At 56.8% G+C, this 24,320-nt stretch carries 22 protein-coding genes and 1 pseudogene; 8 read left to right on the top strand and 15 right to left on the bottom strand.

All coding sequences use genetic code 11. The annotated features are described in order from the left end of the window. Window positions 1-1,505: PepSY-associated TM helix domain-containing protein (locus tag AO068_RS21700; RefSeq protein ID WP_177342392.1), on the bottom strand; the 1,505-nt coding region annotated here is incomplete at its 3' end. A gap of 343 nt (window positions 1,506-1,848) precedes the next feature. Here AO068_RS21700 and AO068_RS21695 point away from each other — a divergent pair. Together AO068_RS21695 and AO068_RS21690 are read left to right on the top strand one after the other, a co-directional pair. Then, on the top strand, window positions 1,849-3,093 hold the full coding sequence (locus tag AO068_RS21695) for an alpha-xenorhabdolysin family binary toxin subunit A (protein WP_058409407.1): 1,245 nt from the start codon (window positions 1,849-1,851) through the stop codon (window positions 3,091-3,093). Window positions 3,094-3,100: 7 nt separating this feature from the next. After that, window positions 3,101-4,093, top strand: coding sequence for an alpha-xenorhabdolysin family binary toxin subunit B (locus tag AO068_RS21690; RefSeq protein WP_058409406.1), 993 nt, complete (start codon window positions 3,101-3,103; stop codon window positions 4,091-4,093). A gap of 224 nt (window positions 4,094-4,317) precedes the next feature. On the opposite strand, the gene AO068_RS21685 is transcribed toward AO068_RS21690, so the two are convergent. From AO068_RS21685 to AO068_RS21660, 8 genes and pseudogenes are all read right to left on the bottom strand, one after another. Beyond that, a complete protein-coding gene (locus AO068_RS21685; RefSeq protein WP_005745335.1) occupies window positions 4,318-5,481 on the bottom strand; it encodes a type III PLP-dependent enzyme in 1,164 nt (387 codons plus the stop codon). Window positions 5,482-5,907: 426 nt separating this feature from the next. Next, window positions 5,908-6,996 carry an RHS repeat-associated core domain-containing protein gene (locus AO068_RS21680; RefSeq protein WP_310887199.1) on the bottom strand — a complete coding sequence of 363 codons (1,089 nt, stop codon included), beginning with the start codon at window positions 6,994-6,996 and terminating at the stop codon, window positions 5,908-5,910. A gap of 296 nt (window positions 6,997-7,292) precedes the next feature. After that, a pseudogene (locus tag AO068_RS27415) lies at window positions 7,293-7,463 on the bottom strand (glycine/betaine ABC transporter ATP-binding protein); the annotation flags it as partial. A 123-nt stretch (window positions 7,464-7,586) separates the two neighbouring features. After that, window positions 7,587-7,730, bottom strand: a complete 144-nt coding sequence (locus tag AO068_RS29330; protein ID WP_235592555.1) for a hypothetical protein — start codon at window positions 7,728-7,730, stop codon at window positions 7,587-7,589. 283 nt (window positions 7,731-8,013) lie between these two features. Further along, window positions 8,014-9,183 (bottom strand): osmoprotectant ABC transporter ATP-binding protein OsmV, encoded by a 1,170-nt coding sequence (locus AO068_RS21675; RefSeq protein ID WP_024680184.1) that lies wholly within the window; start codon window positions 9,181-9,183, stop codon window positions 8,014-8,016. After that, window positions 9,180-9,833, bottom strand: coding sequence for an ABC transporter permease (locus AO068_RS21670; protein WP_005745339.1), 654 nt, complete (start codon window positions 9,831-9,833; stop codon window positions 9,180-9,182). The genes AO068_RS21675 and AO068_RS21670 overlap by 4 nt, the downstream gene beginning before the upstream one ends. A 13-nt stretch (window positions 9,834-9,846) precedes the next feature. Then, entirely contained in the window at window positions 9,847-10,740 is an 894-nt protein-coding gene (locus AO068_RS21665; RefSeq protein WP_005745340.1) for a glycine betaine ABC transporter substrate-binding protein, read from the bottom strand. Between the two features lie 14 nt (window positions 10,741-10,754). After that, window positions 10,755-11,513, bottom strand: a complete 759-nt coding sequence (locus tag AO068_RS21660; protein ID WP_279614089.1) for an ABC transporter permease — start codon at window positions 11,511-11,513, stop codon at window positions 10,755-10,757. Window positions 11,514-11,813: 300 nt separating this feature from the next. Here AO068_RS21660 and AO068_RS21655 point away from each other — a divergent pair, with 300 nt between their 5' ends. After that, window positions 11,814-13,397: a peptide chain release factor 3 gene (locus AO068_RS21655; RefSeq protein WP_058409405.1), complete on the top strand. Its 1,584-nt coding sequence runs from the start codon at window positions 11,814-11,816 to the stop codon at window positions 13,395-13,397. Between the two features lie 218 nt (window positions 13,398-13,615). Then, a complete protein-coding gene (locus AO068_RS21650) occupies window positions 13,616-13,858 on the top strand; it encodes a PA4570 family protein (RefSeq protein ID WP_002555214.1) in 243 nt (80 codons plus the stop codon). A gap of 79 nt (window positions 13,859-13,937) precedes the next feature. Here AO068_RS21650 and AO068_RS21645 read toward each other — a convergent pair whose 3' ends face one another. The 5 genes from AO068_RS21645 to AO068_RS21625 form a co-directional block, all read right to left on the bottom strand. After that, window positions 13,938-14,555 (bottom strand): FKBP-type peptidyl-prolyl cis-trans isomerase, encoded by a 618-nt coding sequence (locus AO068_RS21645; protein WP_002555215.1) that lies wholly within the window; start codon window positions 14,553-14,555, stop codon window positions 13,938-13,940. 153 nt (window positions 14,556-14,708) lie between these two features. After that, window positions 14,709-15,017 (bottom strand): DUF6482 family protein, encoded by a 309-nt coding sequence (locus AO068_RS21640; protein ID WP_058409404.1) that lies wholly within the window; start codon window positions 15,015-15,017, stop codon window positions 14,709-14,711. Window positions 15,018-15,124: 107 nt separating this feature from the next. Further along, on the bottom strand, window positions 15,125-15,613 hold the full coding sequence (locus AO068_RS21635; protein ID WP_003379718.1) for a TIGR00645 family protein: 489 nt from the start codon (window positions 15,611-15,613) through the stop codon (window positions 15,125-15,127). A 133-nt stretch (window positions 15,614-15,746) separates the two neighbouring features. After that, window positions 15,747-16,076, bottom strand: coding sequence for a PA4575 family protein (locus tag AO068_RS21630; protein WP_011169498.1), 330 nt, complete (start codon window positions 16,074-16,076; stop codon window positions 15,747-15,749). A gap of 185 nt (window positions 16,077-16,261) precedes the next feature. Continuing rightward, complete coding sequence (locus AO068_RS21625; RefSeq protein ID WP_054071850.1) at window positions 16,262-18,697, bottom strand: Lon protease family protein; 2,436 nt, start codon at window positions 18,695-18,697, stop codon at window positions 16,262-16,264. 275 nt (window positions 18,698-18,972) lie between these two features. On the opposite strand from AO068_RS21625, the gene AO068_RS21620 reads away from it, so the two are divergent. The 4 genes from AO068_RS21620 to AO068_RS21605 all read left to right on the top strand — a co-directional run bounded on the left by AO068_RS21620 (window position 18,973) and on the right by AO068_RS21605 (window position 22,444). Beyond that, window positions 18,973-19,461, top strand: coding sequence for a DUF3015 domain-containing protein (locus tag AO068_RS21620; RefSeq protein ID WP_002555221.1), 489 nt, complete (start codon window positions 18,973-18,975; stop codon window positions 19,459-19,461). Window positions 19,462-19,533: 72 nt separating this feature from the next. Then, window positions 19,534-21,387, top strand: a complete 1,854-nt coding sequence (locus AO068_RS21615) for an Lnb N-terminal periplasmic domain-containing protein (protein ID WP_058401872.1) — start codon at window positions 19,534-19,536, stop codon at window positions 21,385-21,387. A gap of 135 nt (window positions 21,388-21,522) precedes the next feature. Continuing rightward, on the top strand, window positions 21,523-21,876 hold the full coding sequence (locus AO068_RS21610; protein ID WP_002555223.1) for a hypothetical protein: 354 nt from the start codon (window positions 21,523-21,525) through the stop codon (window positions 21,874-21,876). A gap of 70 nt (window positions 21,877-21,946) precedes the next feature. After that, a complete protein-coding gene (locus AO068_RS21605; RefSeq protein ID WP_004655509.1) occupies window positions 21,947-22,444 on the top strand; it encodes a GreA/GreB family elongation factor in 498 nt (165 codons plus the stop codon). Between the two features lie 66 nt (window positions 22,445-22,510). Here the strand turns inward: AO068_RS21605 and ettA are convergent, their stop codons facing one another. Next, a complete protein-coding gene (gene ettA / locus AO068_RS21600; RefSeq protein WP_003368689.1) occupies window positions 22,511-24,175 on the bottom strand; it encodes an energy-dependent translational throttle protein EttA in 1,665 nt (554 codons plus the stop codon). Window positions 24,176-24,320: the final 145 nt, after the last annotated feature.

Here is a 24,320-nt window from a genome sequence, read left to right as displayed (position 1 = left end):
ACAGGCGGGAACAACGTACGCCCACCATGCTCGGCCAACCAGCCATGCAAACGATGGGCAAAACCGCAGAAATGCGGGTACTGACGGTCACCCAGGGCCAGAACGGCGTAATCGAGCTGCTTCAGTTGCAGCGGACGGCCGAGCAACTTACGCTCGAAACCCCGCGCGCTGTCGGGCGCCTCGCCCTCACCAAAGGTGCTGACGACGAATAGCGCCTTACGGCTCTGAATGAGATCCTCTTCGATCAGATCACCCAAATGCTTAACGCGCACTGACACCCCTGAAGCCTGCAACAGGCCAGCAGTCTGCCAGGCCAACTGCTCGGCAAAACCGCTCTGGCTGGCGAAACCAATCAGCCAGGAAGCAGCATCATCTGCCCCTTCACTCTGAACCTCGCCGCGCGCACTTCTGACAGCGCGCTGCTTGCGACGTCGATCCAGGTACAACAACCAGCCGGTGATAAAGAACACCGGCATCATCAACGATGCTGCCGTCATGATGAGCCGGCCGACGAGACCGAAATAGCTGCCAACATGCAGCGCATAGTTGCTGGCCAGCAGTTGCGCACCGAAACTGCGCTCTGCATAGCGCGAAACCGAGCTGACCTGACCGTTGGCCGGGTCAAGCGTGATGCTGTTCAAGGCCCGTGGATGAGGTGAGTCCTTGAGCAGGTAGAACACCGTGGCCGGTTGGCCGCCAGACGCAGGCAGGCGCAAGTTATAAGCGCGCAGCTCAGGCCCGGCAGTTTTCTGCACACTGTCCCAGATAGCCGCGTAATCAACCAGCAACGGCGCGGATTTGCTGGCCGGAGCCGCAAGGGCTTTGCGCTGCACCGGCAGCGAATCTCCCAGCAGCCTGTTCAGACCATTGCTCACCCAGTCATAAGACCAGCTCAGACCCGTGATCGCGAACAACAGGTAGAACAACAGGCACCAGGTACCAAAGACCGAATGCAGGTCCCAGTTGAAACTGCGGCCCTTTTTGGCCCAATCCATCGTCAGCCAGACACGCCAGTTCAGTGCGTTGCGAGGCCAGCGCAGGTAGAGTCCGGACAGGCAGAAGAACACCAGAACCAGTGTGCAGGCCGCAGTGATCTGTTTACCCACCTCACCTGCTGCCAGATAACGATGCAGTTGCAGGACAAAGTCGAAAAAGCCCTCACCTACAGCATCGCCTTTCAGCTCGCCGGTATAGGGATCGAAATTGCGTTTGGGACCGCGCCGTTCGCCCGGCTCCGGTGTGAAATACACCTGAGCGGCACGATTGCCCAGCGTATCGACACGCAGAATAGCGACGGTCAGCCCGGTCGCCGCCTCCAGCCTGTGAACAAGCTCAATCGGTGGCAAGGTAGCCGTACGCTCCTGCACGAGCAGAACGTCTGGGTTCAGAACATCAAGAATTTCGTCTTCGAACGAATACAACGCGCCGGTAATCCCCATGAGGGTCAGCACCAGACCTGCCGTGATCCCGAAGAACCAGTGCAGTTGGAACAAGACTTTCTTCAACGCCGACGCTCTCCCCTCTACAGGCTGCGGCGCGCAGTATGCTCCAACCGCGACACATTCTCATCTTTAAATTGAGGCAGCGCGGGTTTTCCTGTTCATTCGCGCTGCTGAGGGGAACAAAACCTATTTATTAAAAGCGTTGAATTTATACATGTACCACCTCTATTAAAAATGACCGTCGCCCACGGCAGACTGACTGTAAAGAGTTATTTATCTTACATCTTTAATCCATGTTTATGCTTTGACGCCCTCGCCCTTAAACCCCTAATCTTTTTCAACACGAGAACATCAACTTATTGAGGAGATCAACATCTGTTCTCCCGGTGAAAATAAGGACATCCCCATGAACCCAATGTTTTATGACGTCATGCAGGCAGAACCGTTATCCGCAGACCCCAAGGCGGATGAGGCGATAAAAACGGTCGAACTGTTCGGTACGATGTCGTCTGCCAATGATAAGCACGTCACCCGCGCACCCGGTTTGATTCTGACCAAAGAACAGATTATCAACCTCAAGAAATATGAATTGGCGGGGCTCGCCCTGCCCATTGAACTGGAGGACATCATTGTTTATCTCGGCTATTCAAAAGGCGCCGGTGCAGGGCTTGAACCTGAAGACTTCCTGAAAAGTTTCAACCTTATCCACCGGCATGCGCGTCGCTGGAGTCCGCTGCGCACCGACCTTCTGGGCATAGGCAGCAAACTGAAGGTCTTTGCAGGCAAGATGCTGGTGTACGGCCAAAGCATGGAGGAGATCAACGGTGACGTCAGGGCCGGAAAAATCGTTGACCATCATCAGATCAAAACACTGGAGGATGTAAAACGCTTGAGTGTTGAACTGGGCAAGGATTTTCCGGGCATCGAACTGGATGAAAACGATAAGGAGATCACCCAGGAAATCGGCTCTCACCTCACCGATATACTGGACCTGATTACAGCCAATCTGGCCGATGCGCAAACCATCAAGAAGGAACTGGATCAGTTTGGCCTGGACCTGTCGCTGCATGTCGGGCCCGAGATACAGCGCAAAATGGTTGCCATCGACAACAGTTCACTGCCGGCCGACGTGGCGAAGCTGATCCTGGATATCGAACAGCGCGCGAAGGACATCGATGAAAAGAACAAAGAGTACAAAACGGTGGTACAACAATCGTTGAATTCGGTCAGTAGTTTGAACATTGTGGGCTTGGCATTGGGCATTTATTTCGGCGTCGAAGCCGAAAATGTCAGGGGCGCACGCAATGAATTAATGGCGCGACAAACCGCCGACATAGACACCTTGCAAGACAAGAACACTATTCTGGGCTCATTGAGCAGGGTAAAGTTTAATTTGCAGAATCTGGCAACGATTGTGGTCGATGCCGACGTGGCCACTAAAAACCTGATTACCGTATGGAACAAGCTGTTTTTGTTTATTGAAGCGTCTGCGGTATCGGCGTCCGAGATAAACGACGCCTTGTCTTTACGGCAATTTATGAATCACTTCAGACAAGTCGTTCACCCCTGGAAGACCATCGAAGTCGACTCGGACGCCTTGCTTAATGTGTTTAAGGAAGCCGATGAAGAATATAAACGGATTTATGGATAACTCGACAATGAAAAATACGTTCACGCCCAATGACACAGCCTTCGCTGGTCAAATACCCGACCGCGATATCATGACTCGCAGTCTTCACCTCATGCGTAACAGTCTGGTAACGGCAGACCTTCTGTTTGCCAAGACCCAGTACCTGCCCAACCTTTATGAAAAGCTCACACGTCTGAACATCCTGGCCGTCACTGAACAACAGCACCTCGGAGAACACACTGAACGGCTGATCATCGATATCGAGTCGAAGACCGCCCTGCTGAGGCAGTACGCTCAACCCTCCGCCACTCCCATCGATGCCGAAGAGCTGGAAGATATCGACGTTCAGTGTCAGCGCCTTGTGAACAATGCCGCTGGCACAGCCCAGCAACTGGCCAGTGCTCTGAGTGAAATGACACAAGGTATTGATCGACAGCAGACCGCTGAGTTTGCGCAGAGTCTGCAAGGTGACATGGCAAAAGCAGGCACCAGACTCGACGCTTTACATACCGGCCTGGCGAAGTTGAAAGAAGAGCGTCAAGTGCTGAGCACCGCTATTGACGCCCTGGAAAGCAAGGGTGCGGCGAGTATTGCCAAGGACACGTTGATCACTGCGGAGAAGGTGCTGGGCCTGGGAATGCAGCCCCCTGAACTCGCCGTGATCATGCTGGCGCTCGAGCAAATGAAGGCGACCCTGGAAAAGGGTGAAGCGGGAATCAACCTCATCATGATGATCAAACGCCGTGATGGTTTTCGCGAGCGCATCAATGCCCTGTCCCAGCAACTGGCAAGCATGGACAAGGAAAAAATATCGCTCGCACAGCGCATTGAGCTGATTGAATGCTTCAACGCTTTTGACGAGCAGCGTGCCGCTTATGTCGAGCAATACCAGAAAATCAAAAACACTCTGGACAGCTTTCTGGTCGTCAACACCAAGGGTGCATCCGATGACAGGCAACGCAGCATGCGCCTGATCGAATCCAGCCAACAGTTGATCGGCTACTTGAACCGCATTCGCTGACGCCACCGAAGGCCACGTTGCAAGGGTAACGGCCTGTACGCCCTTGCAACCTGCGTTTATGCAGCTGCCGTTAAACGGCAGCCAAACAGCTATCAATTCAACGTGCGGGAAATTCAGCGTCTTTCAGAAGCGTTCGACACTGGACAGGATTTGACTGTCTGAACCCTGGATGACACGCAAAAAAAACCCGCGATCACTCGCGGGTTTTCATATCAGGACAACGCTTACAGATAGAACGATTTCAATGGCGGGAAGCCGTTGAATTCCACTGCGCTGTAGCTGGTGGTGTAGGCACCGGTCGACAACCAGTACATACGGTCACCGATGGCCAGGTTGAGTGGCAGGCCGTACTTGTAGTTCTCGTACATGATGTCGGCGCTGTCGCAGGTCGGGCCGGCAATGACCACTTCTTCCATTTCGCCCTTCTTCTCGGTCCAGATCGGAAACTTGATGGCTTCGTCCATGGTTTCGATCAGGCCGGAGAATTTGCCCACATCGGTGTAAACCCAACGCTCGACCGCAGTACGCGACTTGCGCGCGACCAGCACGACTTCGCTGACCAGAATACCGGCGTTGGAGATCAGCGAACGGCCTGGCTCGAGAATGATTTCCGGCAGGTCATCGCCAAAGTCTTCCTTCAGGAAGCGGATGATCTCTTCAGCGTAGGTTTCCAGGCTGTTGGTGCGGGTGATGTAGTTGGCCGGGAAGCCGCCGCCCATGTTGATCAGCTTGAGAACGATGCCGTCTTCTTCTTTCAGACGCTCGAAGATCACTTTGACCTTGGCGATGGCAGCATCCCAGACGCTGATGTCGCGCTGCTGCGAGCCGACGTGGAACGAGATGCCGTAAGGCACCAGACCCAGATCACGGGCAAGAATCAGCAGGTCCATGGCCATGTCGGTCTGGCAGCCGAACTTGCGCGACAGCGGCCAGTCGGCGGTGGTCGAGCCTTCGGTCAGAATACGCACGTAGACTTTCGCACCCGGCGCAGCCTTGGCAATGTTGCGCAGGTCCGCTTCCGAGTCGGTTGCGAACAGACGCACGCCCTTCTCGTAGAAATAGCGAATGTCCTTGGATTTCTTGATGGTGTTGCCGTAGCTGATGCGCTCCGGACCAACGCCACAGCTCATGACCTTGTCCAGCTCGTAGATCGACGCGATGTCGAAACTGGAACCCTTGTCCTTGAGCAGATTGATGACTTCGACGGCCGGGTTGGCTTTGACAGCGTAATAGACCTTGGCAAACTCGAAGCCCGCACGCAGGTCGTCGTAGGCTTTGCTGATGATGGCGGTATCAATGACCACGAACGGAGTTTCTTGCTTGTCAGCGAACGTCTTCATTTTCTTGAAGGTTTCGGCTGAATAGTAGTCTTCGACATTGATCGACATGCTGCTGGAACTCCTGATGGCAAGCGGTATTGGTAAATGGGTGCAAATGAACGCCCTCCGTATCCCCACTTTGGTTCGCCTACTTCCCAAGGCATGTCGCCGAAAGCAAAAAGGCCCTGAAGGGCTGCCTTCCTGGCCTTGCTGTCTCGTCGTCCGTCNGCCCTGAAGGGCTGCCTTCCTGGCCTTGCTGTCTCGTCGTCAGTACTTGAGCCGGATGGATCGTTTCCAGCATGGACGTTCGGCGCGAACTTTAGGACCTGAGGGGCCGGATATCAACAAAAAATGTCGCGTTTTTGCACAGAGTGCTTGAGTTGCCTTCCCAAGGACCTGTTTAACCGACCTGCATGACAGGCAGATGTTCCTCACGGCGCGATAAACCGGTAAAGCCTTTTCGCTTGCAAGGGTCTGTCAAGAAATCAGTAGCGCTCAGACTCCACCGCCACTCATCGCCAGAACTTGCGCAACCTGAAGCCGAATTTCAGCGTTTTCTGGAGGTGTCTGATAGACGACTCTCTGAAGAGGCGATTTCCCGGACAATATCCGACTTGTGTTCCATAGAAATCGAGGCTCTCTTATCAGCTTGGCCTGCACATAGGAAAACGGAATACCTTCGCGACGTAAAAACATCGGCGCAATACCCGTCACCTCACCGTGATAGATTTCGTCGAGTTTTTTCAACCACGGTTGAAAAGCCAGGTCGGGAATATTCAGTCCATTGAACTGACGCGCTGAAGCAGCCATCACCACGCTTTCGAAGTCCTTGGAAGTGCGTGCCAGGTTTGCGGCGTCAGAACCGGGCAAAGCACCCGCAATCGTTTCTTTTATGTGCGGTGGCATGTCGGCAAGAACGGCATCTGGTTTGCGAAAAATGCCCTTGGACGGCTTATTTCTGATCGCAGGCACTCCGCGCTTTCTGGAACCTCCTAACGCTTGGCTCGCTATACTTCTCATCAGCCGCGTACCTGGTGCCCGGTGGAGTAACTTGCTAATGGCGACAAACATATGCCCGCCAGGGTCGCTCCGGTTCATCGGGTCACCCGCGCAGTAGCCATAGGCATTAAGCCCGCCTTCACCAAAAGGGCTGAAGCTATCGGGGCCGTTGAAGCGCATCAAGACCGGATTGTAGGCCCGGTAACCGTTGCCAAGCAGGTAGTGACCGGTAACTGTGTCAATCTGCTCTCCATTGAAGCCCGGTACCTCTGGGTTACTCGCAGCTTTTTCACTGTAACCATAAGGTGTGTAGGCAATAGCCGTTCTCTGCTCAACACCGCCCGCATGCAATACATTTTGTTGCTGATCTGCAGCATCCAAAACAACAAGGCGCTCTCCATTGGCAAGGGTCTGCTGCGCCAGAGGCATTCCTCTCACGCGAAAAAGTGTGCGCTGTTCGCCATCAAGCACTTCGGTTGTCAACTGCTGGCCGCCATAGAACCGCTGCCTCATCGCCTGAGCCAGAGGAGTCAGACTCGCAAGGCGATCCAAAGGGTCATACCTGTATCGACAAAGCTCGTTCATCATCAGTACCTCGCTGCGCTTCGGTCAGAAGAAACTAAATCAACCGCTGCCCAAAGTGCTACTGACAGAAATGCCAGTAGCCTGCACAGGCAGAAACGCAGCGAGAGCAGCACGAACTTTACGTCAACGACCTCCATTCATCCGGGATCACTGACGGTAAGGCGTGCCCTTCCAGCTTGAACAAACGGAGAGGCAGGATCAGTAGCAAAAAATTTGATGAAGACGGCCACTGCAACGTGGAGAAATGAGAGGCAACGGCTACCGCCAGTCACGAAGACTGGCGGTAATGCCAAAAATCAGGAAGCAACCTGATCCGCAGGCGAAACAATACTGGTCTTCATCCCACGCGAACGACCCGAGCTCAGGTAAGCCGCAATGGACTCCTGCGTCACTTCACCCAGGAACACGTTCTCGGCGTCCAGTACCGGCAGCCAGGCGCGGTTGAACTCGTACATGCGCCACAACAGCGCGAATCTTCACTCTTCAGATTGCCTGAACAGCCCACATAAAAAAGCCCTGACCTGATTAAGAAAGGGCTTGAAATGAAGCCGTTTATGACGCCTACGGCCAGCGAAGAAAATGCCGTGCCTTTAATTACCCAAATCGTTCTCGTAGTCGGTTAAAAATTCGTCCCAGCTTATTTCATCGTTACCATCTGAGTTGACCTTGGCAAGTAAGGTCTTAAAGTCTTCCGGGGTAAGGTATTTCTCCATCGTTGAACTAAACTCTGCCACTGTTACCTTTTTGTCGCCATTCGTATCGTACCTGTCAAAGTCTTCGCGCGCGCGCTAACTGCTTTTCCGTCAGCTTAGTCATTGCCCATTCCTTCAATCAACATGAATTAGCACATGCAGCAACATCATTGAAAACTTACTGCGTCAAGCAACGATACGCTCACAGCCACTGCACGACTACTGACAGACCTGATAGTTGACATTACCGGTGAGGCCTGAAGGGATGACACTGTCCAATCAAGCTAGCCCAGGCCATTGCAGTACTGGACTAGCTTTTTTCAAATTAAACTTGTGCGTCTGCCGCAGCCGTTTCAGCCGGCGAAACAATACTGGTCTTCATACCACGCGAACGACCCGAGCTCAGGTAAGCCGCAATGGACTCCTGCGTCACTTCACCCAGGAACACGTTCTCGGCATCCAGCACCGGTAGCCAGGCGCGGTTGAACTCGTACATGCGCGACAGCAGGATGCGCAAGTGCTCGTCGTAAGCGGCGGTTGCGTTGAACTCACGCAGGAACTGCGCGCACGTGCCCTGCTGGCGATGCAGGTCACGGCGACGTACGTAGCCCATTGCCTTGTTCTCGCTGTCGGTGACGACGATGTAGCGACGGTCGTTTTCGTCCATCACGTCCAGTGCATCGGCAACCGGGGTTTCCGGGCTGACCGACGGTGCGTTGTCGGCGGCGTCTTCGGCTTTGACCAGCAGCAGGCGCTTGAGCGTGCTGTCCTGGCCGACGAAGCTGCTGACGAAGTCGTCAGCCGGATGTGCGAGCAAGGTGTCCGGGTGATCGATCTGCAGCAGTTTGCCGCCACGGAAGATAGCAATCTTGTCGCCCAGCTTGATGGCTTCATCAATGTCGTGGCTGACCATGATCACGGTCTTGTTCAGCGCGCGCTGCATCTCGAAGAACTCGTTCTGGATCATCTCACGGTTGATCGGGTCGACCGCACCGAACGGTTCGTCCATCAACAGCAAGGGCGCGTCGGCTGCCAGGGCACGGATCACGCCGATACGCTGTTGCTGACCACCGGACAATTCACGCGGGTAGCGATGCAGGTACTGCTTGGGCTCCAGCTTGATCATGCTCATCAGTTCACGGGCACGGTCATGGCAACGCTGCTTGTCCCAGCCGAGCAGCTTGGGCACCACCACGATGTTTTCTTCGATGGTCATGTTCGGGAACAGACCGATCTGCTGAATCACGTAGCCGATGTTGCGACGCAGGGTCACTTCGTCCAGATCAGTGGTGTCTTCGCCATTGATCAGCACTTTGCCGGAGGTCGGCATGATCAGGCGGTTGATCATTTTAAGCGTGGTGCTCTTGCCGCAGCCCGAGGGGCCGAGGAAGACGCAGATTTCGCCTTCGTTGACCGTGAGGCTGACCGAATCGACAGCCTTCACTTCTTTGCCGTTGCTCTGGAAAGTCTTGGAGAGGTTCTGGAGTTCGATCATTTCAGTAATCCTTTTGGAGTCAGCGTGCGTTGCAGCCATTGCAGGAGAAGGTCGGCGATGATGGCCAGAATGCTGACCAGTACCGCGCCGACGATCAGCATCGACATATCGCTGCGGCTGATAGAAGCAAGAATGAGTACACCCAGACCACCGGCACCGATGGTCGCGGCAATGGTCATGACACCGATATTCATCACCACGGCGGTGCGCACACCAGCGAGGATGACGGGTACGGCGATAGGTAGTTCAACCATGCGAAGGCGCTGGCCGAAGGTCATGCCGATGCCTTTGGCGGCCTCGCGGATACCCGGTTCTACGCCAGTCAGCGCCAGGTAGGTGTTACGCATGATCGGCAGCAGCGAATAGAGAAACACCGCTGTGATTGCCGGCATCGGGCCAAGGCCCTGGCCGAATTTGGAGTAGAACGGCAACAGCAGGCCGAACAGGGCAATCGACGGCACGGTCAGCAATACCGTGGCGCTGGCCTGCAACGGGCCCGCCAGTGCTGGAAAACGCGTCATCAGCACGCCCAGTGGCACGCCGACGAGAATCGCCAAGGTCACGGCGATGCCAACCAGCGTAATGTGCTGCCAGGTCAGTTGCAGAACCTGTGCCCAGTCCAGATGGGAGAAGGCGCTCAAGAAACTCATATCGTCTCCTTCCTTAATTCAATGGGTGCTGGCGCAGAAAATCTGCAGCAACCGTGGAGGGGCTTTCATGGCCGACGTCGACGCGAGCGTTGAGGTCGATCATGGTCTGGTTGTCCAGCAAGTCAGCCAGTGGCTTGAGCAGCGTGGCGATGTCCGGATGCTTGTCCAGATATTCCTGACGGATCACCGGCGCAGCGGTGTAGTCCGGGAAATAATGCTTGTCGTCTTCCAGCACTTTCAGTTTGAACGCATTGAGACGTCCGTCGGTGGTGTACACCAGACCTGCAAATACCTGACCGTTGCGCAGCGCGGTGTAGACCAGCCCGGCGTCCATCTGCCGGGTGTTTTCACGACCGAGATTCATGTCGTAGTGCTTGACCATACCGATCAGGCCGTCGGAACGGTTGGCAAACTCGGTGTCCAGCGCTACGACATGACCCTCTTTGGCTTCGTCCTTGAGCACTTTGGTCAGGTCGGTCATGGTGTTGACCTGCGGGTACTTGTCAGCCACTTTCTGCGGCAGTGCCAACGCGTAGGTGTTGTTGAATTTCGACGGCGAAAGCCAGACCAGGCCTTTCTTGGCATCGACTTCCTTCACTCGCGCGTAAGTCTGTGCGCTGTCGAGTTTTTCATCGATGTGGTTGTAGGCAACCAGCGACACACCGGTGTATTCCCAGAGCAGATCCAACTGACCGCTTTCCTGTGCGCTACGCGCCAGGTTGCTGCCAAGACCGCCGGTAATCTGTACATCGTAGTTCTTGGTTCGCAGGTATTGCGCAGTCAGCTCGGCAAGCATGGTCTGTTCGGTGAACACCCGTGCGCCGACCCGTAAAAGCGGTTTATCTGCCGCTTGGGCAAATGCCGGAAACAGCAAGGCCAAACCTAAAAACAAACATATTCTTTTCATGATAATTCCTTCGCTCAGCGAGCCAGACCGCGTTCCAGCCAGAGACGACTGGCCAGTATCACCAGCCCGTCAAGCAGCAGCGCCAGCAGAGCGGTACACGCCGCACCCAGCACCAGTTGCGGCTGGTTGTTCAAGGCGATGCCAGGGAAAATCAGGCTGCCCAGGCTGTTGGCACCGATGAGGAACGCCAGCGGCGCGGTCCCGACATTGATCGCCAGCGCGACACGCACACCACCGATGATGATCGGCACGGCGTTAGGCAACTCGACACGCCACAGCACCTGACGCGGGGTCATGCCGATGCCGACCGCAGCTTCCTTGAGTGAACCCTGAACGTTTTTCAGGCCTTCATAGGTGTTACGCACGATGGGCAATAAAGAGGCGAGAAACAGCGCGAAGATCGCAGGCCCGCTGCCGATCCCGAGTATCCCGAGGGCAATGGCCAGAACGGCGAGAGGAGGAACGGTGTTGCCAATGTTGAATATCTGCATGAAACGTTCGGCGCGGCCAACCATGCTCGGTCGGCTGAGGGCGATGCCTGCGGGGATACCGACCACCAGGGCCGCCAACATTGAAACCAGAACCAGAATCAGGTGAGCCTGAAGGTAGAACAGCAGGTCATCCTGGTATTGCTTGATAGTACTGATGCCGATCCAGTGGATCAGCAGGGCCAGGAGTGCGATAACAACCGCACCTCCCAATAGCCCCTTGCCATAGCGATTAGCCACAGGCGGACTCCTTATTTCAGTCGGCGAACGCGTTGACCAGAGCATCCAAACAAGGACACCGGCAATAACGTTCGCGAAGAGCAGCGGGTGGGTCGCCGGTAAGGGTTTAACCTCGGCGAAAACACAAGCCATAAGCGCAGCTTCGTCAAACCAACATGCTGATGAATCAGCCCCTTGCGTTGGCTTCGTTGCGAGCCTTGACGGGGGAGTGGACGTCTCCACGACCTGAAAGGTTCCCACACGAGACATTATCTGGCCATCGTTTATTGTCTGAACGGTTCGGTTATTGCCGCGAGTTGAGCTATAATCTGCGCCCTTTTTCAATCCCATCCCAGGCGATTTCCCATGACCCAACAGGCCGCCGAAGTCGCGAAACGCCGCACTTTCGCCATTATTTCCCACCCGGATGCGGGTAAAACCACCATCACGGAAAAACTCCTGCTGATGGGCAAGGCCATTTCCGTCGCCGGTACGGTCAAGTCGCGTAAATCCGACCGTCACGCCACCTCCGACTGGATGGAAATGGAGAAACAGCGTGGTATCTCCATTACTACGTCCGTGATGCAGTTTCCGTATCGCGACCACATGATCAACCTGCTCGACACCCCAGGCCACGAAGACTTCTCCGAAGACACCTATCGCACCCTGACGGCAGTCGACTCCGCGCTGATGGTCCTCGACGGCGGTAAAGGCGTCGAGCCACGCACCATTGCGCTGATGGATGTCTGCCGTCTGCGCGACACGCCTATCGTCAGCTTCATCAACAAGCTCGACCGCGATATCCGCGACCCGATCGAGCTGCTTGATGAAATCGAAGCCGTGCTCAAGATCAAGGCGGCACCGATCACCTGGCCGATTGGTTGCTACCGGGACTTCAAGGGTGTCTATCACCTGGCCGACGACTACATCATTGTCTACACCGCAGGTCACGGCCACGAGCGTACCGAAACCAAAATCATCGAGAAGCTCGATTCGGACGAAGCCCGCGCCCATCTGGGTGACGAGTACGACCGCTTTGTCGAGCAACTGGAGCTGGTGCAGGGTGCCTGCCACGAGTTCAACCAGCAGGAATTCATCGACGGCCAGCTGACCCCGGTGTTCTTCGGCACCGCACTGGGCAACTTCGGCGTCGATCATGTACTCGATGCCGTGGTGAACTGGGCGCCCAAGCCGCTGGCACGTGTGGCCAACGAGCGCACCGTCGAGCCGGCGGAAGAGAAATTCAGCGGTTTCGTGTTCAAGATCCAGGCAAACATGGACCCCAAGCACCGCGACCGCATCGCCTTCATGCGGATCTGCTCGGGCCGTTACGACAAGGGCATGAAAATGCGCCATGTGCGTCTGGGCAAGGACGTGCGGATCGGCGACGCGCTGACGTTCTTCTCGTCGGAGCGCGAACAACTGGAAGAAGCCTATGCCGGTGACATCATCGGTTTGCACAACCACGGCACCATCCAGATCGGCGACACCTTCACCGAAGGCGAAGCACTGGGCTTTACCGGTATTCCGCACTTTGCCCCGGAGCTGTTCCGCCGCGTGCGCCTGAAGGACCCGCTCAAGTCCAAGCAATTGCGTCAGGGTCTGCAACAGCTGGCCGAAGAAGGCGCCACGCAGGTGTTCTTCCCGCAGCGCAGCAACGACATCATCCTCGGCGCCGTCGGTGTGCTGCAGTTCGATGTGGTCGCCAGCCGTCTGAAGGAAGAATACAAGGTCGAATGCGCCTACGAGCCGATCACCGTGTGGTCTGCCCGCTGGATCGACTGCGACGACAAGAAGAAGCTCGAAGAGTTTGAGAACAAGGCGGTGGAAAACCTGGCAATGGACGGCGGCGGTCACCTGACCTACCTCGCCCCTACCCGCGTGAACCTGGCGCTGATGGAAGAACGCTGGCCCGACGTGAAATTCCGCGCTACCCGCGAGCATCACTGACAGGCCGACGGCGTCGCTGTGTGACGCAGAGCGTCACGAACGGCATTCCCACGCGGAGCGTGAGGAACGATAGTTCTGTAACTATCGTCCTGACGCTCCGCGTCGGCATTCGCTGATCTGGATCAACCATTCAGCGCAAAATGAGAATTAATCTCAATAGTGTCTTGCTATTATCCCGATCAGAATTATTCTCATCTTACTTGCACAGGAGATGAGACATGACCTATTTGATCGATGCATGGCTGGACCGGCCCCACCCTTACCTGAGAATTCTCCATCGCGAGACGGGGGAAGTGTGTGCCGTACTGGAAGAGGAAGCGCTGGAGGAGTTACGTGATCAGGGCGATCTGGATGTGTGCAGCTTGAGCTCCAGCGAACCCTTGGTGCTCAAGGAGCTGGTGAGAAACCTGTTTCTGTTCTGCTATGCGCGGGCGTTGCGCCCGATGGGTGAGTTGCACTGAGCATGGAGCATCAGCACAACCCCACCGCTGAACGAATCAGCGCGATTCGTTCAGCGACTATCTGCATCGACCGGGTCGCTTACAGAACGTCCAGCAGTTCCACGTCGAACACCAGCACGCTGTGCGGTGCGATGCTGCCTACGCCCTGAGCGCCATAAGCCAGCTCGCTCGGTACGTGCAGACGCCATTTGCTGCCAGCGTTCATCAGTTGCAGTGCCTCGGTCCAGCCAGCAATCACGCCGCTGACCGGAAATTCCGCAGGCTCGCCACGATCGTAGGAGCTGTCGAAGACGTTACCGTCGATCAGCGTACCGTGATAGTGCACGCGCACCTGATCTTCACGGGTTGGCTTGGCACCAGCGCCAGCGGTCAGCACTTCGAATTGCAGACCCGAGGCCAGTGTGGTTACACCTTCGCGCTTGGCATTTTCAGCCAGGTAAGCCTTGCCGGCACCCGCAGCCTGTTCAGCCTTGGCGGCCGCTTCGGCCTGCATGATTTCACGGATGACCTTGAAGCTGGCGGACATCTCTTCCTGACCCACACGGCTTGGCTGACCGCCAAACGCATCACGCAGGCCTGCCACGATGGCTTCCAGGTTGACGCCCGGTGGCGGGTTGTCGCGCAACTGGTCGCCCAACTGACGGCCAATGCCGTAGCTCACGCGGGTTTCGTCGGTGGACAGATTGACTTCGGACATGACACTGCTCCGCAGAGGGGCACGCAGTCGATAATCGCGCAATACCTGAACGGCAATCACGCTATACCCTGATGCGCCCCGAACCAAAAGGGCGAGCAGCCTAGCACAATTGCCTCCACAGCCCCTACCGCAGTGGCGATTGGCCCTTTAAAGTCAGGACCATGACGAATGAAAGGAGATAGGCATGCGCATCTCGGAACGGTCATTGACCGGCATGCCACACAGCTCGTCATGCACCACGCTATGCACCAGATAGAACGGCACCACCGGCACGTTCTTCAGCAACTCCCGGGCATGCTCCACCGAACGAAGATGCAAGGTCTTGCCTGCCGGGTCCTTGAGCATCACCGAGGTGCCATTCATGCGCACATCGAGCAGATAAATACCGCCTTCGATGGAGATCAGGTTCAGCTCGTCCACCCGACCGGCCTGGGCGTGGTCGGTAAACTCCTGGTAATTCATGGTCGACTCTCCTGCGCAACGTCTAATGCATCGGAACAGACGTTTTACAACACAAGGACGCGACACACCAGAACCGAAACCGCCTGCCCCTTTTAACTTCGCTAGCCTCAGTGCTTGGTCAGCTTGTCCAGATAGCCCATCGCAAACGCGGATATCACGAAGGTCATGTGGATAATCACGTACCACATCAGGTATTCAGGCTTGATGTTGGTGGCATCCATGAACACCCGCAGCAGGTGGATGGAGGAAATTGCCACAATGGAGGCCGCCACTTTCATCTTCAGCGAAGACGAATCCATGGTGCCCAGCCAGTTGAGCTTTTCCTTGTCCTCATCGATGTCCAGCTGCGATACGAAGTTCTCGTAGCCGGAAATCATCACCATCACCAGCAAACCACCCACCAGCGCCATGTCGATCAGCGACAGCAGCACCAGAATCAAATCAGCTTCGGCCAGCGAGAAGATGTTGGGGATGACGTGAAAGATTTCCTGGAAGAATTTCAGACACAACGCCAGCAGCCCGAGAGAAAGACCGAAATAGATCGGCGCCAGCAGCCAGCGCGATGCGTACATGGCATTTTCAAAAAAACGTTCCATTGATACTCGCAAGGTGTTTTGAAGGAGCGGGCGAGTATATCAGCGGTGACGCGCTGCTCTGGAGATGCGACAAAATATCGCACGGCGCGCATATATGCACTGTCAGGAGACCGGCATGCGTAGCGCAGACTGGCTAGAAAAGCGATGAGCGCTCACACACCACCATGCCACTGTTGATACGTCGCAGTTCAGCTTGAATATGCAAGGTCCATATCGGTACATCATCGGCGCATTGATAACCATGCAGCGACAGGCTCTCGATGATGCTCGTCAGTACCGCCTGCGCTGCTGGCAGGCCGTTGAACGGCCCTTGGGATTTGATCGCGGAGGGCTGTTCTTCAGCCATGCCGGCTGCGAAGAGCACCATCCATTGTCCACCATCGTGGGGAAGAGGCCGAATGACACATTCGATGCGGGTCATCAGCCCCATGCATTCTCGGGTAAGGCAAAGGCTACGCTGCATGATGCGCTCCTGATCAGCAACAGTATTCATCCGTCTGGCAAAGCAGGATGTGCGCCAATCCGATTGGCCACTGCGGTCATGATCAAGATTAGAAGAAAACCGTCCCGCGGGAAATATCCCTGATGAACGGATTGCTGATGAACGCAATACCGGGCGGCGTAAGCACCGCCCGGCTAGCGCCGTTGTCAGACCTTCAGTTCAGGCTGTAACTGGGCTGGCTCCTTCTCCAGCTCTTCCTTGAGGTCTTCGTCGCTGAGCATTTCCGCGATATCGCGCAAGCGCTCAACCACACGTGCGTTCACGCTGCCTTCCGGAAACTCGCCATTCTCGTCAGGCGCACCGGCAGGCTCGCCGACCAGCAGGCTCAAGGCCTCGTCAGCCTGACGTACCGCATAGATATGGAATTGCCCGTCACGCACGGCCTGCACCACACGCTCATCCAGCATCAGCGTGGTGACGTTGGCGTGCGGAATGATAGCGCCCTGCTCGCCCGTCAGCCCGCGTGCTTCACAAAGACGGAAGAAGCCTTCGATTTTCTCGTTGACCCCGCCCACCGCCTGCACTTCGCCGAACTGGTTGATGGAGCCGGTAATTGCGAAGCACTGCTTGAGCGGTGTGCGTGACAGCGCTGAAATCAGCGTGCAGGCCTCGCCCAGCGACGCACTGTCGCCGTCCACGTAACCGTAGGATTGCTCAAGCGCGATACTCGCGGAGATCGCCAGCGGGAATTCCTGAGCGTAACGGCTACCCAGGTAGCCGGTGAGGATCATCACGCCTTTGGAGTGGATCGGCTGGCCAAGATTGACCTCGCGCTCGATGTCGACAATCCCGCTGCCACCCGGATAGACCGTGGCGGAAATACGCGCAGGCACGCCAAACGCCGAATCACCGACTTCCAGAACCGTCAGGCCGTTGCATTTGCCGACCGCGGCACCGTCCGTGTCGATGAGGATCACACCCGCCATCATGTCATCGAGAATCCGCGCGGAAACCCGCCCGGTGCGCGTGGCCTTGGCCTTCAGTGCACGCTCGATATGCCCGGCGTCGGTCTTGTCGTCGTTGGCCAGCTGGCGGATGAAGTCTGCCTCGCTGACCAACTGGAACAGATCGCCGATACGCGCCGACAAACGCCCCTGGTGTTCAGCCAGTCGAGCGCTGTAGGTCGCCAGTCGCGCCACCGCATCGGCGGTCAACGGCGCCATGCCCTCTTCCGAGGTTCGGGTCTTCAGCAACTGAGCGAATTGCTCGAGCGTCTCGTCGACCATCGGAATTTCTTCGTCGAAATCGACCAGTACCCGGAACATCTCCTGAAAGTCAGGATCGAGGTCTTGCAGGGTGTAATACAGCGAGCGCGAACCAATGATGATGATCTTGACGTTCCACGGAATAACCTGCGGCGTCAGGCTCACGGTTGCCACGCGCCCCAGCTCGCCCAGCGGCGATTCCATCTTCAGCTTGCGCGACTGCAGGGTGCGCTTGAGCGCATCCCAGACGAACGGCTCGCCGAGCATTTTTTCGGCTTCCAGAATCAGAAAGCCGCCATTGGCGCGATGCAGCGCACCGGGCCGCAACTGGCGATACGTGGTGTACAGCGCGCCCTGATCGGTGCTGTATTCAATTCGTCCGAACAGGTTGTCATACGTAGGATGCTGCTCGAAAACCACCGGTGCGCCGCCGTCGCGGGTATTTCCCACCACCAGGCTCGGGCTGTACTGCTCTTCCAGTAACTTGCGTGCCTGAGCATCGGTTTTGGCGTCGTCGACCAGCTGCTCGACCAAGGTCTTGAGCAGGTACACCTGCATCGCTTGCAGGTACGCGCAGACCGCAGCGTTCTCGGCATATTTTTCCGAGAGCGGTGCCAACAGTGGCTGCAAGGTCAGCGTGATGGTTTCTTCGTTCAGCTGACGAAGCTGGTTGTTCGACTCACGCTTCCACTGCGGCAGGCTGGCCAGCTCTTCGTTGAGGCGCTCCTCAAGGGCGGAGATATCTTCGTGAAAACGCTCCCGATCAGCCTCGGGCAACTGCGAAAACTCGGCCTCGTCCAGCGCCTTGCCATCAGCCATCGGCGTGAAGGCGATGTTGGAGCTGTCGCGATACAGCGCGATGTCCTTTTCCAGCGACAGGCGCTCGATCACATCCAGTGCGCGGTCGTAGCGCTGATTGAACGCACGGTCGATCGAGCTTTTTTTCTGCTGATAGGACGGGTGCTCGAAAACCGCCGGGAAGGTCACCAGCAGGTTATCGATCAGGCCACCGATGTCGGCCGTGAACTCATGGGCAGTGCCCGGTGGCAGTTCCAGAGCCTTGGGCTCGCGGGGCTCATCGAAATTGTTGACGTAAACCCAGTCCGAAGGCGTCTTCATCCGCTTGCCTTCGGCCTTGAGGTAGCGTTTGACGAACGAAAAGCGGCCAGTGCCGGGTTCGCCCATGACAAATACGTTGTAACCGGGGCGCGGCATGGCAACGCCGAACTGCAAGGCCTCTACGGCACGCTCCTGGCCTAGTACACCGCGAAAGGGTTCAAGCTCGTTAGTGGTCGCAAAGCTGAACTGCTCAGCGGAAAACGGACGGGTCAGCGCATGTGGCGCCAGGCGTAGGTTGGCTGCGACAGAATCGGGCATCAGTAATCCTTACATCAGGCGGGGCAGATGTCGGCATTCTGGCGCTCGCCGTACAAGACTTGCAAGGCAGGAAAAACCGAAAGGCGCCTACAGGCTCAAAGCAATTGCCCGCGGCCCGGAAAATTTCTATTTCCGGCAATAATCTGTAATAGCTCACGGAACCCTTGGAACCCGCCTAAGCTCCAAACTGCACAGGTGGTTGCTGGTTGGCCGTCTGTCTTGATGTGACTACTCAAGAAACTCGACCCTTGGCTGAACTAAAAAGAGAAAAAGCTATGAAACGGATTCTTCTTGGAACGCTCTTCGCCGCTGTATCCATCAACGCTATGGCTCAAGCGCCAGGCGGTCCGGACTGCGGCTGGGGCAACATGCTGTTTGAAGGTCAACGCGGCACTCCAGCTCACTTCCTGGCCTCAACCACCAACGGCACCTCGGGTAACGCCACCTTCGGCATGACCTCCGGTACCAACGGCTGCTCGACCAACGGCGCACTGACTTACGGCGGTAAATCCTGGCTTGCCATGAACGGCATGATGGATGAACTTTCCAAGGACATGGCGATGGGTCAGGGCGAAGCACTGACTACCTACGCTGTGGTATTGGGCGTTGCACCAGAGGATCGTGAGCACTTCGCTGCGGTCACTCACGAGCACTTCTCGCAAATTTTCAGCAAGGCCGACGCCACCGCTGAAGACGTTCATACCAACACCGTCAACGTTCTGAAAAACGATCCGACTCTGGCCAAGTACGCTACCCAGGCTTAAAGTCGTTCGCCCGCCCTTTCATTGCAAAGGGCGGGATCACCTTTCCTGACTTCTCCTGACTAGTTGCCTTTTATGCTCAAACGTCTTGTCTCGCTGGCGCTGTTTGTCTGTGCCCCCTTGTCTGCGGCACCTCATGCTACCGCTGACCGTTTGCAGCAATTGGCCAATGAGCCGTTCTGGATTTCACTGGGTCACTACGAGGCAGGCAAGCTCGGTGGTTGGCGCAGCTATGTGACAGACCCGAAATTCTTTCTCGCTGCCGACGGTGCACACGACCCCAAGGCGGAACTGAGCGCGACACTTGACGCCATATACGCCCCCGTAACCAACGAGCAGACCCACGCCCAGTGCGTGTACCCGGCACGCACCCGCTGGCTGCGCGACCAGTTGCAACTGACTGACCTGCCCACGCCGGACTGCAAAGAGTTCAAGGCCTGGTACAAGGATGTGGCACCGGACAGCACTGTGCTGATTTTTCCGGCCGCATACCTCAACAGCCCCTCGTCGATGTTCGGCCACACGTTACTGCGCATCGATCCGGCCAGCGCGAAAACCAACAACACCACGTTACTCAGCTATGCGATCAACTTCGGTGCCTACATAGAAGGCATGGACAACAGCATTCTGTATGCCTGGAAAGGCTTGGCTGGCGGCTACCCTGGCTTGTTTGCGCTGGTGCCCTATCAGGAAAAGCTCTCGGAATACCGCAGCCTGGAAAACCGTGACCTGTGGGAATACCGACTGAACCTGACCCCGGAAGAAACCGGGCGCATGGTCGAACATGTCTGGGAATTGAAGCAGATTCGCTTCAGCTATTTCTTCTTCGACGAAAACTGCTCGTACCGTCTGCTGGAATTGCTGCAGGTCGCACGACCCGGGCTGAATCTCACCGAGCAGTTCGGCCTGACTGCGATCCCGACCGATACGGTCAAGGCGATCAAGGCCGCAGGGCTGGTTGAAAAGATCGACTATCGCCCTTCCCGCGAGCGGGAACTGCTGAGCCGCGCCGAGCCCCTTGATGCCGACGAGCAACAGTGGGTGCTGAAAGTCAGCGCCGATCAGAAACAACTGCAAAACAGCGAGTACCTCGCCCAGCCGAAAGAACGCCGCGCGTTGATTCAGGACGCGGCCTATCGTCTGGAGCGCTACCGCGCCAACGGGCTTGAACGCGACACGCAGCGCTCGCAACGCAGTTTCGAGTTGCTGCAGGCGATCAATCAAAACCCGCCGCCACAGCTGGACATCCCGCGTCCCGGCCTGCCGGAAGAGGGCCACGAATCACGTACCTGGCAACTGGGTGCCGGCACGCGCGGTGACAAAGCGTTCGCCGAATATGGCCTGCGCATGGCCTATCACGACCTGAACGACAACGCCTATGGCTTTCCGCTGGGTGCGCAGATCGAAATTCTTCAGCTCAAGGTGCGCCAATACGAAGGTAACGACTGGCAAGTTCAGCAACTGGACCTGGCCACCATTCGCTCCCTGACCCCGCGTACCGAGCTGCTGAAACCCTGGTCATGGCAAGTCACCGGCGGGCTGGAAAGGGTACTTGGCAAACATGGCGATGAAAACCTTGTCAGCCACGTCAACGGTGGTGGTGGCGGTACCTGGCAATTGGGCGACGAAGTGCTGGGCTTTGCGCTGGGCACCGTGCGCGTCGAGCACAACAACGACTTCGCCGAATTCATCTCCCCCGCTGCTGGTTTCAACACTGGCGTACTGTGGCGCAACCCGCTGGGTAACCTGAGCCTGGAAGCCAAGGGCGACTATTTTACCAATGGCGAAGTACGCCGCAGCGTCAGCCTTAATCAGCAGTGGGAGCTGTCGCGCAACCTCGGCCTGCGCCTGAGTGCCCAACGCGAATTCAGCCAGATGAGTTCACCGCAGAACGAAGTAATGCTTGAAGTGAAGTGGTATCACTACTGACAAGGTGAGTGCAAAAACTGCGGGCGGCGCTGCCTCAAAATAAAGGCACGCCGCCATCACTTATTCCCTACATCGCTTTTACAAATAACTCACAAATTACCTTCTAGACTCCTCTCATAAGTAGAGGGAACCACCATGAAGCGGTATTGGGTGTTGTTGTCGCTGGCCATCGTGCTGGCAGGTTGTCAGTCCACCCGTGACCAGATGTTGGCCGAGGGTTATCCGCCGGGCTTTGCAGACGGTTATCAGGACGGTTGCAGCAGTGGCAGGGACGCAGCAGGTGCCAGCACCGGTCAATTCAGAAAAAACGTACCCCGCTATCTGAAGGACAAGCTCTACGCCCAAGGCTGGACTGACGGTTTTCGCCAGTGTCAGGCCTCGCAGGATAACCGCGACCGACTCGACCCCGGCCAGGTCTTCAACGATCGTGACCGTGCCTGGGAGCGAGAGAAGACCCGCAGTGCAGCCAAGGCCTATCGCCCCAACTGACGCACTCGGGAAAATCGACGAAACCAATGCTGTCCGCTTGTGGCCCAAAGCTCATTAGGGAGGACACCTCATGAGCCGCGCATTTGTAAACGAAGACAACGCTGCCGCCGATGCCGAGCAACCGGTAGAGCGGCTGGTCAGCGCACAGACCAATTACGTCACTGCCGAGGGCCTGAAGTTGCTCAAGAAGCACGTCAGCAGCCTGCAGGCGCAGCACAGTGCGCAAACCGCGTTGGGAGACGCCGCTGACAAACAGCGCCAGGCTGACCTTGAACGCGACCTGCGTTACTACACCCAGCGCCTGCAAAGCGCGCAGGTTGTGACAACGGCCGTCTCGACCGAAAAGGTACAAATTGGCAGTTGGGTGACGTTCGCGGATGAAGAAGACAACCGGCAGCGCGTGCATCTGGTCGGGGAGGATCAGGCGGATGCCGCCAAAGGGCTGATCAACTGGGGTTCGCCACTGGGACGTGCATTGATCGGTGCGCAGAAAGGCGATGAAGTGGTGTGGGAGCGGCCGGCAGGGAATCAGTCGATTGAAATACTGCTGATCGAGCCGGATGCTTAAAGCGCGCTGATGAACAATAACGGCAGCGCCGTTCCCGGTCAGGAACGGCGCATGCCTTAACGCTGATCAGGCCAGCTTCTTGTGACGCACGCGGTGCGGCTGGGCAGCTGCTTCACCCAGACGCTTCTTGCGATCCGCTTCATACTCGGTGTAGTTACCTTCGAAGAAGATCGCTTGTGAGTCGTCTTCGTACGCCAGGATGTGCGTCGCTACACGGTCAAGGAACCACCGATCGTGGGAGATCACAATGGCGGCGCCCGGGAAGTCCAGCAGCGCTTCCTCCAGCGAACGAAGGGTTTCAACGTCAAGGTCGTTGGACGGTTCGTCGAGCAGCAGCACGTTGCCGCCCTCTTTCAGGGTCAGCGCCAGATGCAGACGGCCACGCTCACCACCAGACAGGTCCTTGACGAACTTCTGCTGATCGCCGCCCTTGAAGTTGAAGCGGCCAACGTAGGTGCGCGACGGGATTTCATAGTTGCCGATACGGATCACATCGGAACCATCGGACACCGCCTGAAACACCGATTTGCTGCCGTCCAGGTCATCGCGGCTCTGGTCCACGCAGGCCAGTTGCACGGTCTCACCAACTTCGATGCTGCCCGAATCCGGCTGTTCCTTGCCCATCAGCATGCGGAACAGGGTCGATTTACCGGCACCGTTACCACCGATCACGCCGACGATGGCACCTTTAGGCATGGAGAACGACAGGTTGTCGATCAACACGCGGTCGCCGTAGCCCTTGGTAACGTTCTTGAACTCGATAACCTTGTCGCCCAGACGCGGACCGGCCGGGATATAGATCTCGTTGGTCTCGCTGCGCTTCTGGAATTCCTGCGACTGCATTTCTTCGAAGCGTTGCAGACGCGCCTTGGATTTGGACTGACGCGCCTTGGCGCCCTTGCGGACCCATTCCAGCTCGTCTTTCATGGCCTTTTCGTGGGCGGTCTGTTGCTTGGACTCCTGAGCCAGACGGTCAGACTTGGCTTCAAGCCAGCCAGAATAGTTACCCTCGTAAGGAATGCCCGCGCCGCGGTCGAGTTCCAGAATCCAGCCAGCCACGTTATCCAGGAAGTAACGGTCGTGCGTGATCGCAACCACGGTGCCCGGGAAGTCGTGCAGGAAATGCTCCAGCCAGGCGACAGAGTCGGCATCCAGGTGGTTGGTCGGTTCGTCGAGCAGCAGCATGTCCGGTGCCGACAGCAACAGGCGGCACAGCGCAACACGGCGCTTTTCACCACCTGACAGGACCGAAACCTTGGCATCCCAAGCGGGCAGACGCAGTGCGTCGGCGGCTACTTCCAGCTGGCGTTCCAGGTTGTGACCGTCGCTGGCCTGCAGGATCGCTTCAAGCTTGGCCTGCTCGGCTGCCAGCTTGTCGAAATCAGCGTCCGGCTCGGCATATTCGGCGTAAACCTGATCAAGACGCGCCTGGGCGTCCTTGATCACGCTGACTGCCTCTTCAACCACTTCACGGACCGTCTTGTTCGGGTCAAGTTGTGGCTCTTGCGGCAGATAACCCACATTAAGCTCGGGCATCGGGCGCGCTTCGCCGTCAAATTCGGTGTCGACGCCAGCCATGATTTTCAACAGCGTGGACTTGCCCGAGCCGTTGAGACCCAGCACGCCGATCTTGGCACCGGGGAAGAAAGACAGAGAGATGTTTTTCAGGATTTCACGCTTCGGCGGCACAACTTTGCTCAGCCGATGCATGGTGTAGACGTATTGAGCCATGAAATGAAAACCTAGCGTCTGTGATGAGGACCGATTTAGAACGCGAGCTTAAAGCTCCGGCCGGAAAAAAGCTTTTATTTGTCCGCAAGACTTGCCGCGAGACCGTTCCGAGCCTTGAATGAACCCAGGCAGAAACAGATCGGGG

The organism is Pseudomonas sp. ICMP 3272, assembly GCF_001466905.1.
In the GTDB taxonomy this organism is placed as follows: Bacteria; Pseudomonadota; Gammaproteobacteria; order Pseudomonadales; family Pseudomonadaceae; genus Aquipseudomonas; species Aquipseudomonas amygdali.
The sequence above is the reverse complement of the archived record's forward strand: the minus strand, read 5'-3'. Positions and strand labels throughout refer to the sequence as shown.

What these genes read in the sequence shown, in the direction of transcription:
- AO068_RS21665 (WP_005745340.1), bottom strand. Translation starts at nt 10,740, where the DNA reads ATGAAAAGAATATGTTTGTTTTTAGGTTTGGCCTTGCTGTTTCCGGCA.
- AO068_RS21650 (WP_002555214.1), top strand. Translation starts at nt 13,616, where the DNA reads ATGACCTATTTGATCGATGCATGGCTGGACCGGCCCCACCCTTACCTG.
- AO068_RS21660 (WP_279614089.1), bottom strand. Translation starts at nt 11,513, where the DNA reads ATGCTCTGGTCAACGCGTTCGCCGACTGAAATAAGGAGTCCGCCTGTG.
- AO068_RS21640 (WP_058409404.1), bottom strand. Translation starts at nt 15,017, where the DNA reads ATGAATTACCAGGAGTTTACCGACCACGCCCAGGCCGGTCGGGTGGAC.
- AO068_RS21635 (WP_003379718.1), bottom strand. Translation starts at nt 15,613, where the DNA reads ATGGAACGTTTTTTTGAAAATGCCATGTACGCATCGCGCTGGCTGCTG.
- AO068_RS21655 (WP_058409405.1), top strand. Translation starts at nt 11,814, where the DNA reads ATGACCCAACAGGCCGCCGAAGTCGCGAAACGCCGCACTTTCGCCATT.
- AO068_RS21645 (WP_002555215.1), bottom strand. Translation starts at nt 14,555, where the DNA reads ATGTCCGAAGTCAATCTGTCCACCGACGAAACCCGCGTGAGCTACGGC.
- AO068_RS21630 (WP_011169498.1), bottom strand. Translation starts at nt 16,076, where the DNA reads ATGCAGCGTAGCCTTTGCCTTACCCGAGAATGCATGGGGCTGATGACC.
- AO068_RS21625 (WP_054071850.1), bottom strand. Translation starts at nt 18,697, where the DNA reads ATGCCCGATTCTGTCGCAGCCAACCTACGCCTGGCGCCACATGCGCTG.
- AO068_RS21610 (WP_002555223.1), top strand. Translation starts at nt 21,523, where the DNA reads ATGAAGCGGTATTGGGTGTTGTTGTCGCTGGCCATCGTGCTGGCAGGT.
- AO068_RS21685 (WP_005745335.1), bottom strand. Translation starts at nt 5,481, where the DNA reads ATGTCGATCAATGTCGAAGACTACTATTCAGCCGAAACCTTCAAGAAA.
- AO068_RS21620 (WP_002555221.1), top strand. Translation starts at nt 18,973, where the DNA reads ATGAAACGGATTCTTCTTGGAACGCTCTTCGCCGCTGTATCCATCAAC.
- AO068_RS21690 (WP_058409406.1), top strand. Translation starts at nt 3,101, where the DNA reads ATGAAAAATACGTTCACGCCCAATGACACAGCCTTCGCTGGTCAAATA.
- AO068_RS21670 (WP_005745339.1), bottom strand. Translation starts at nt 9,833, where the DNA reads ATGAGTTTCTTGAGCGCCTTCTCCCATCTGGACTGGGCACAGGTTCTG.
- AO068_RS21680 (WP_310887199.1), bottom strand. Translation starts at nt 6,996, where the DNA reads ATGAACGAGCTTTGTCGATACAGGTATGACCCTTTGGATCGCCTTGCG.
- AO068_RS21615 (WP_058401872.1), top strand. Translation starts at nt 19,534, where the DNA reads ATGCTCAAACGTCTTGTCTCGCTGGCGCTGTTTGTCTGTGCCCCCTTG.
- AO068_RS21605 (WP_004655509.1), top strand. Translation starts at nt 21,947, where the DNA reads ATGAGCCGCGCATTTGTAAACGAAGACAACGCTGCCGCCGATGCCGAG.
- AO068_RS21675 (WP_024680184.1), bottom strand. Translation starts at nt 9,183, where the DNA reads ATGATCGAACTCCAGAACCTCTCCAAGACTTTCCAGAGCAACGGCAAA.
- ettA (WP_003368689.1), bottom strand. Translation starts at nt 24,175, where the DNA reads ATGGCTCAATACGTCTACACCATGCATCGGCTGAGCAAAGTTGTGCCG.
- AO068_RS21695 (WP_058409407.1), top strand. Translation starts at nt 1,849, where the DNA reads ATGAACCCAATGTTTTATGACGTCATGCAGGCAGAACCGTTATCCGCA.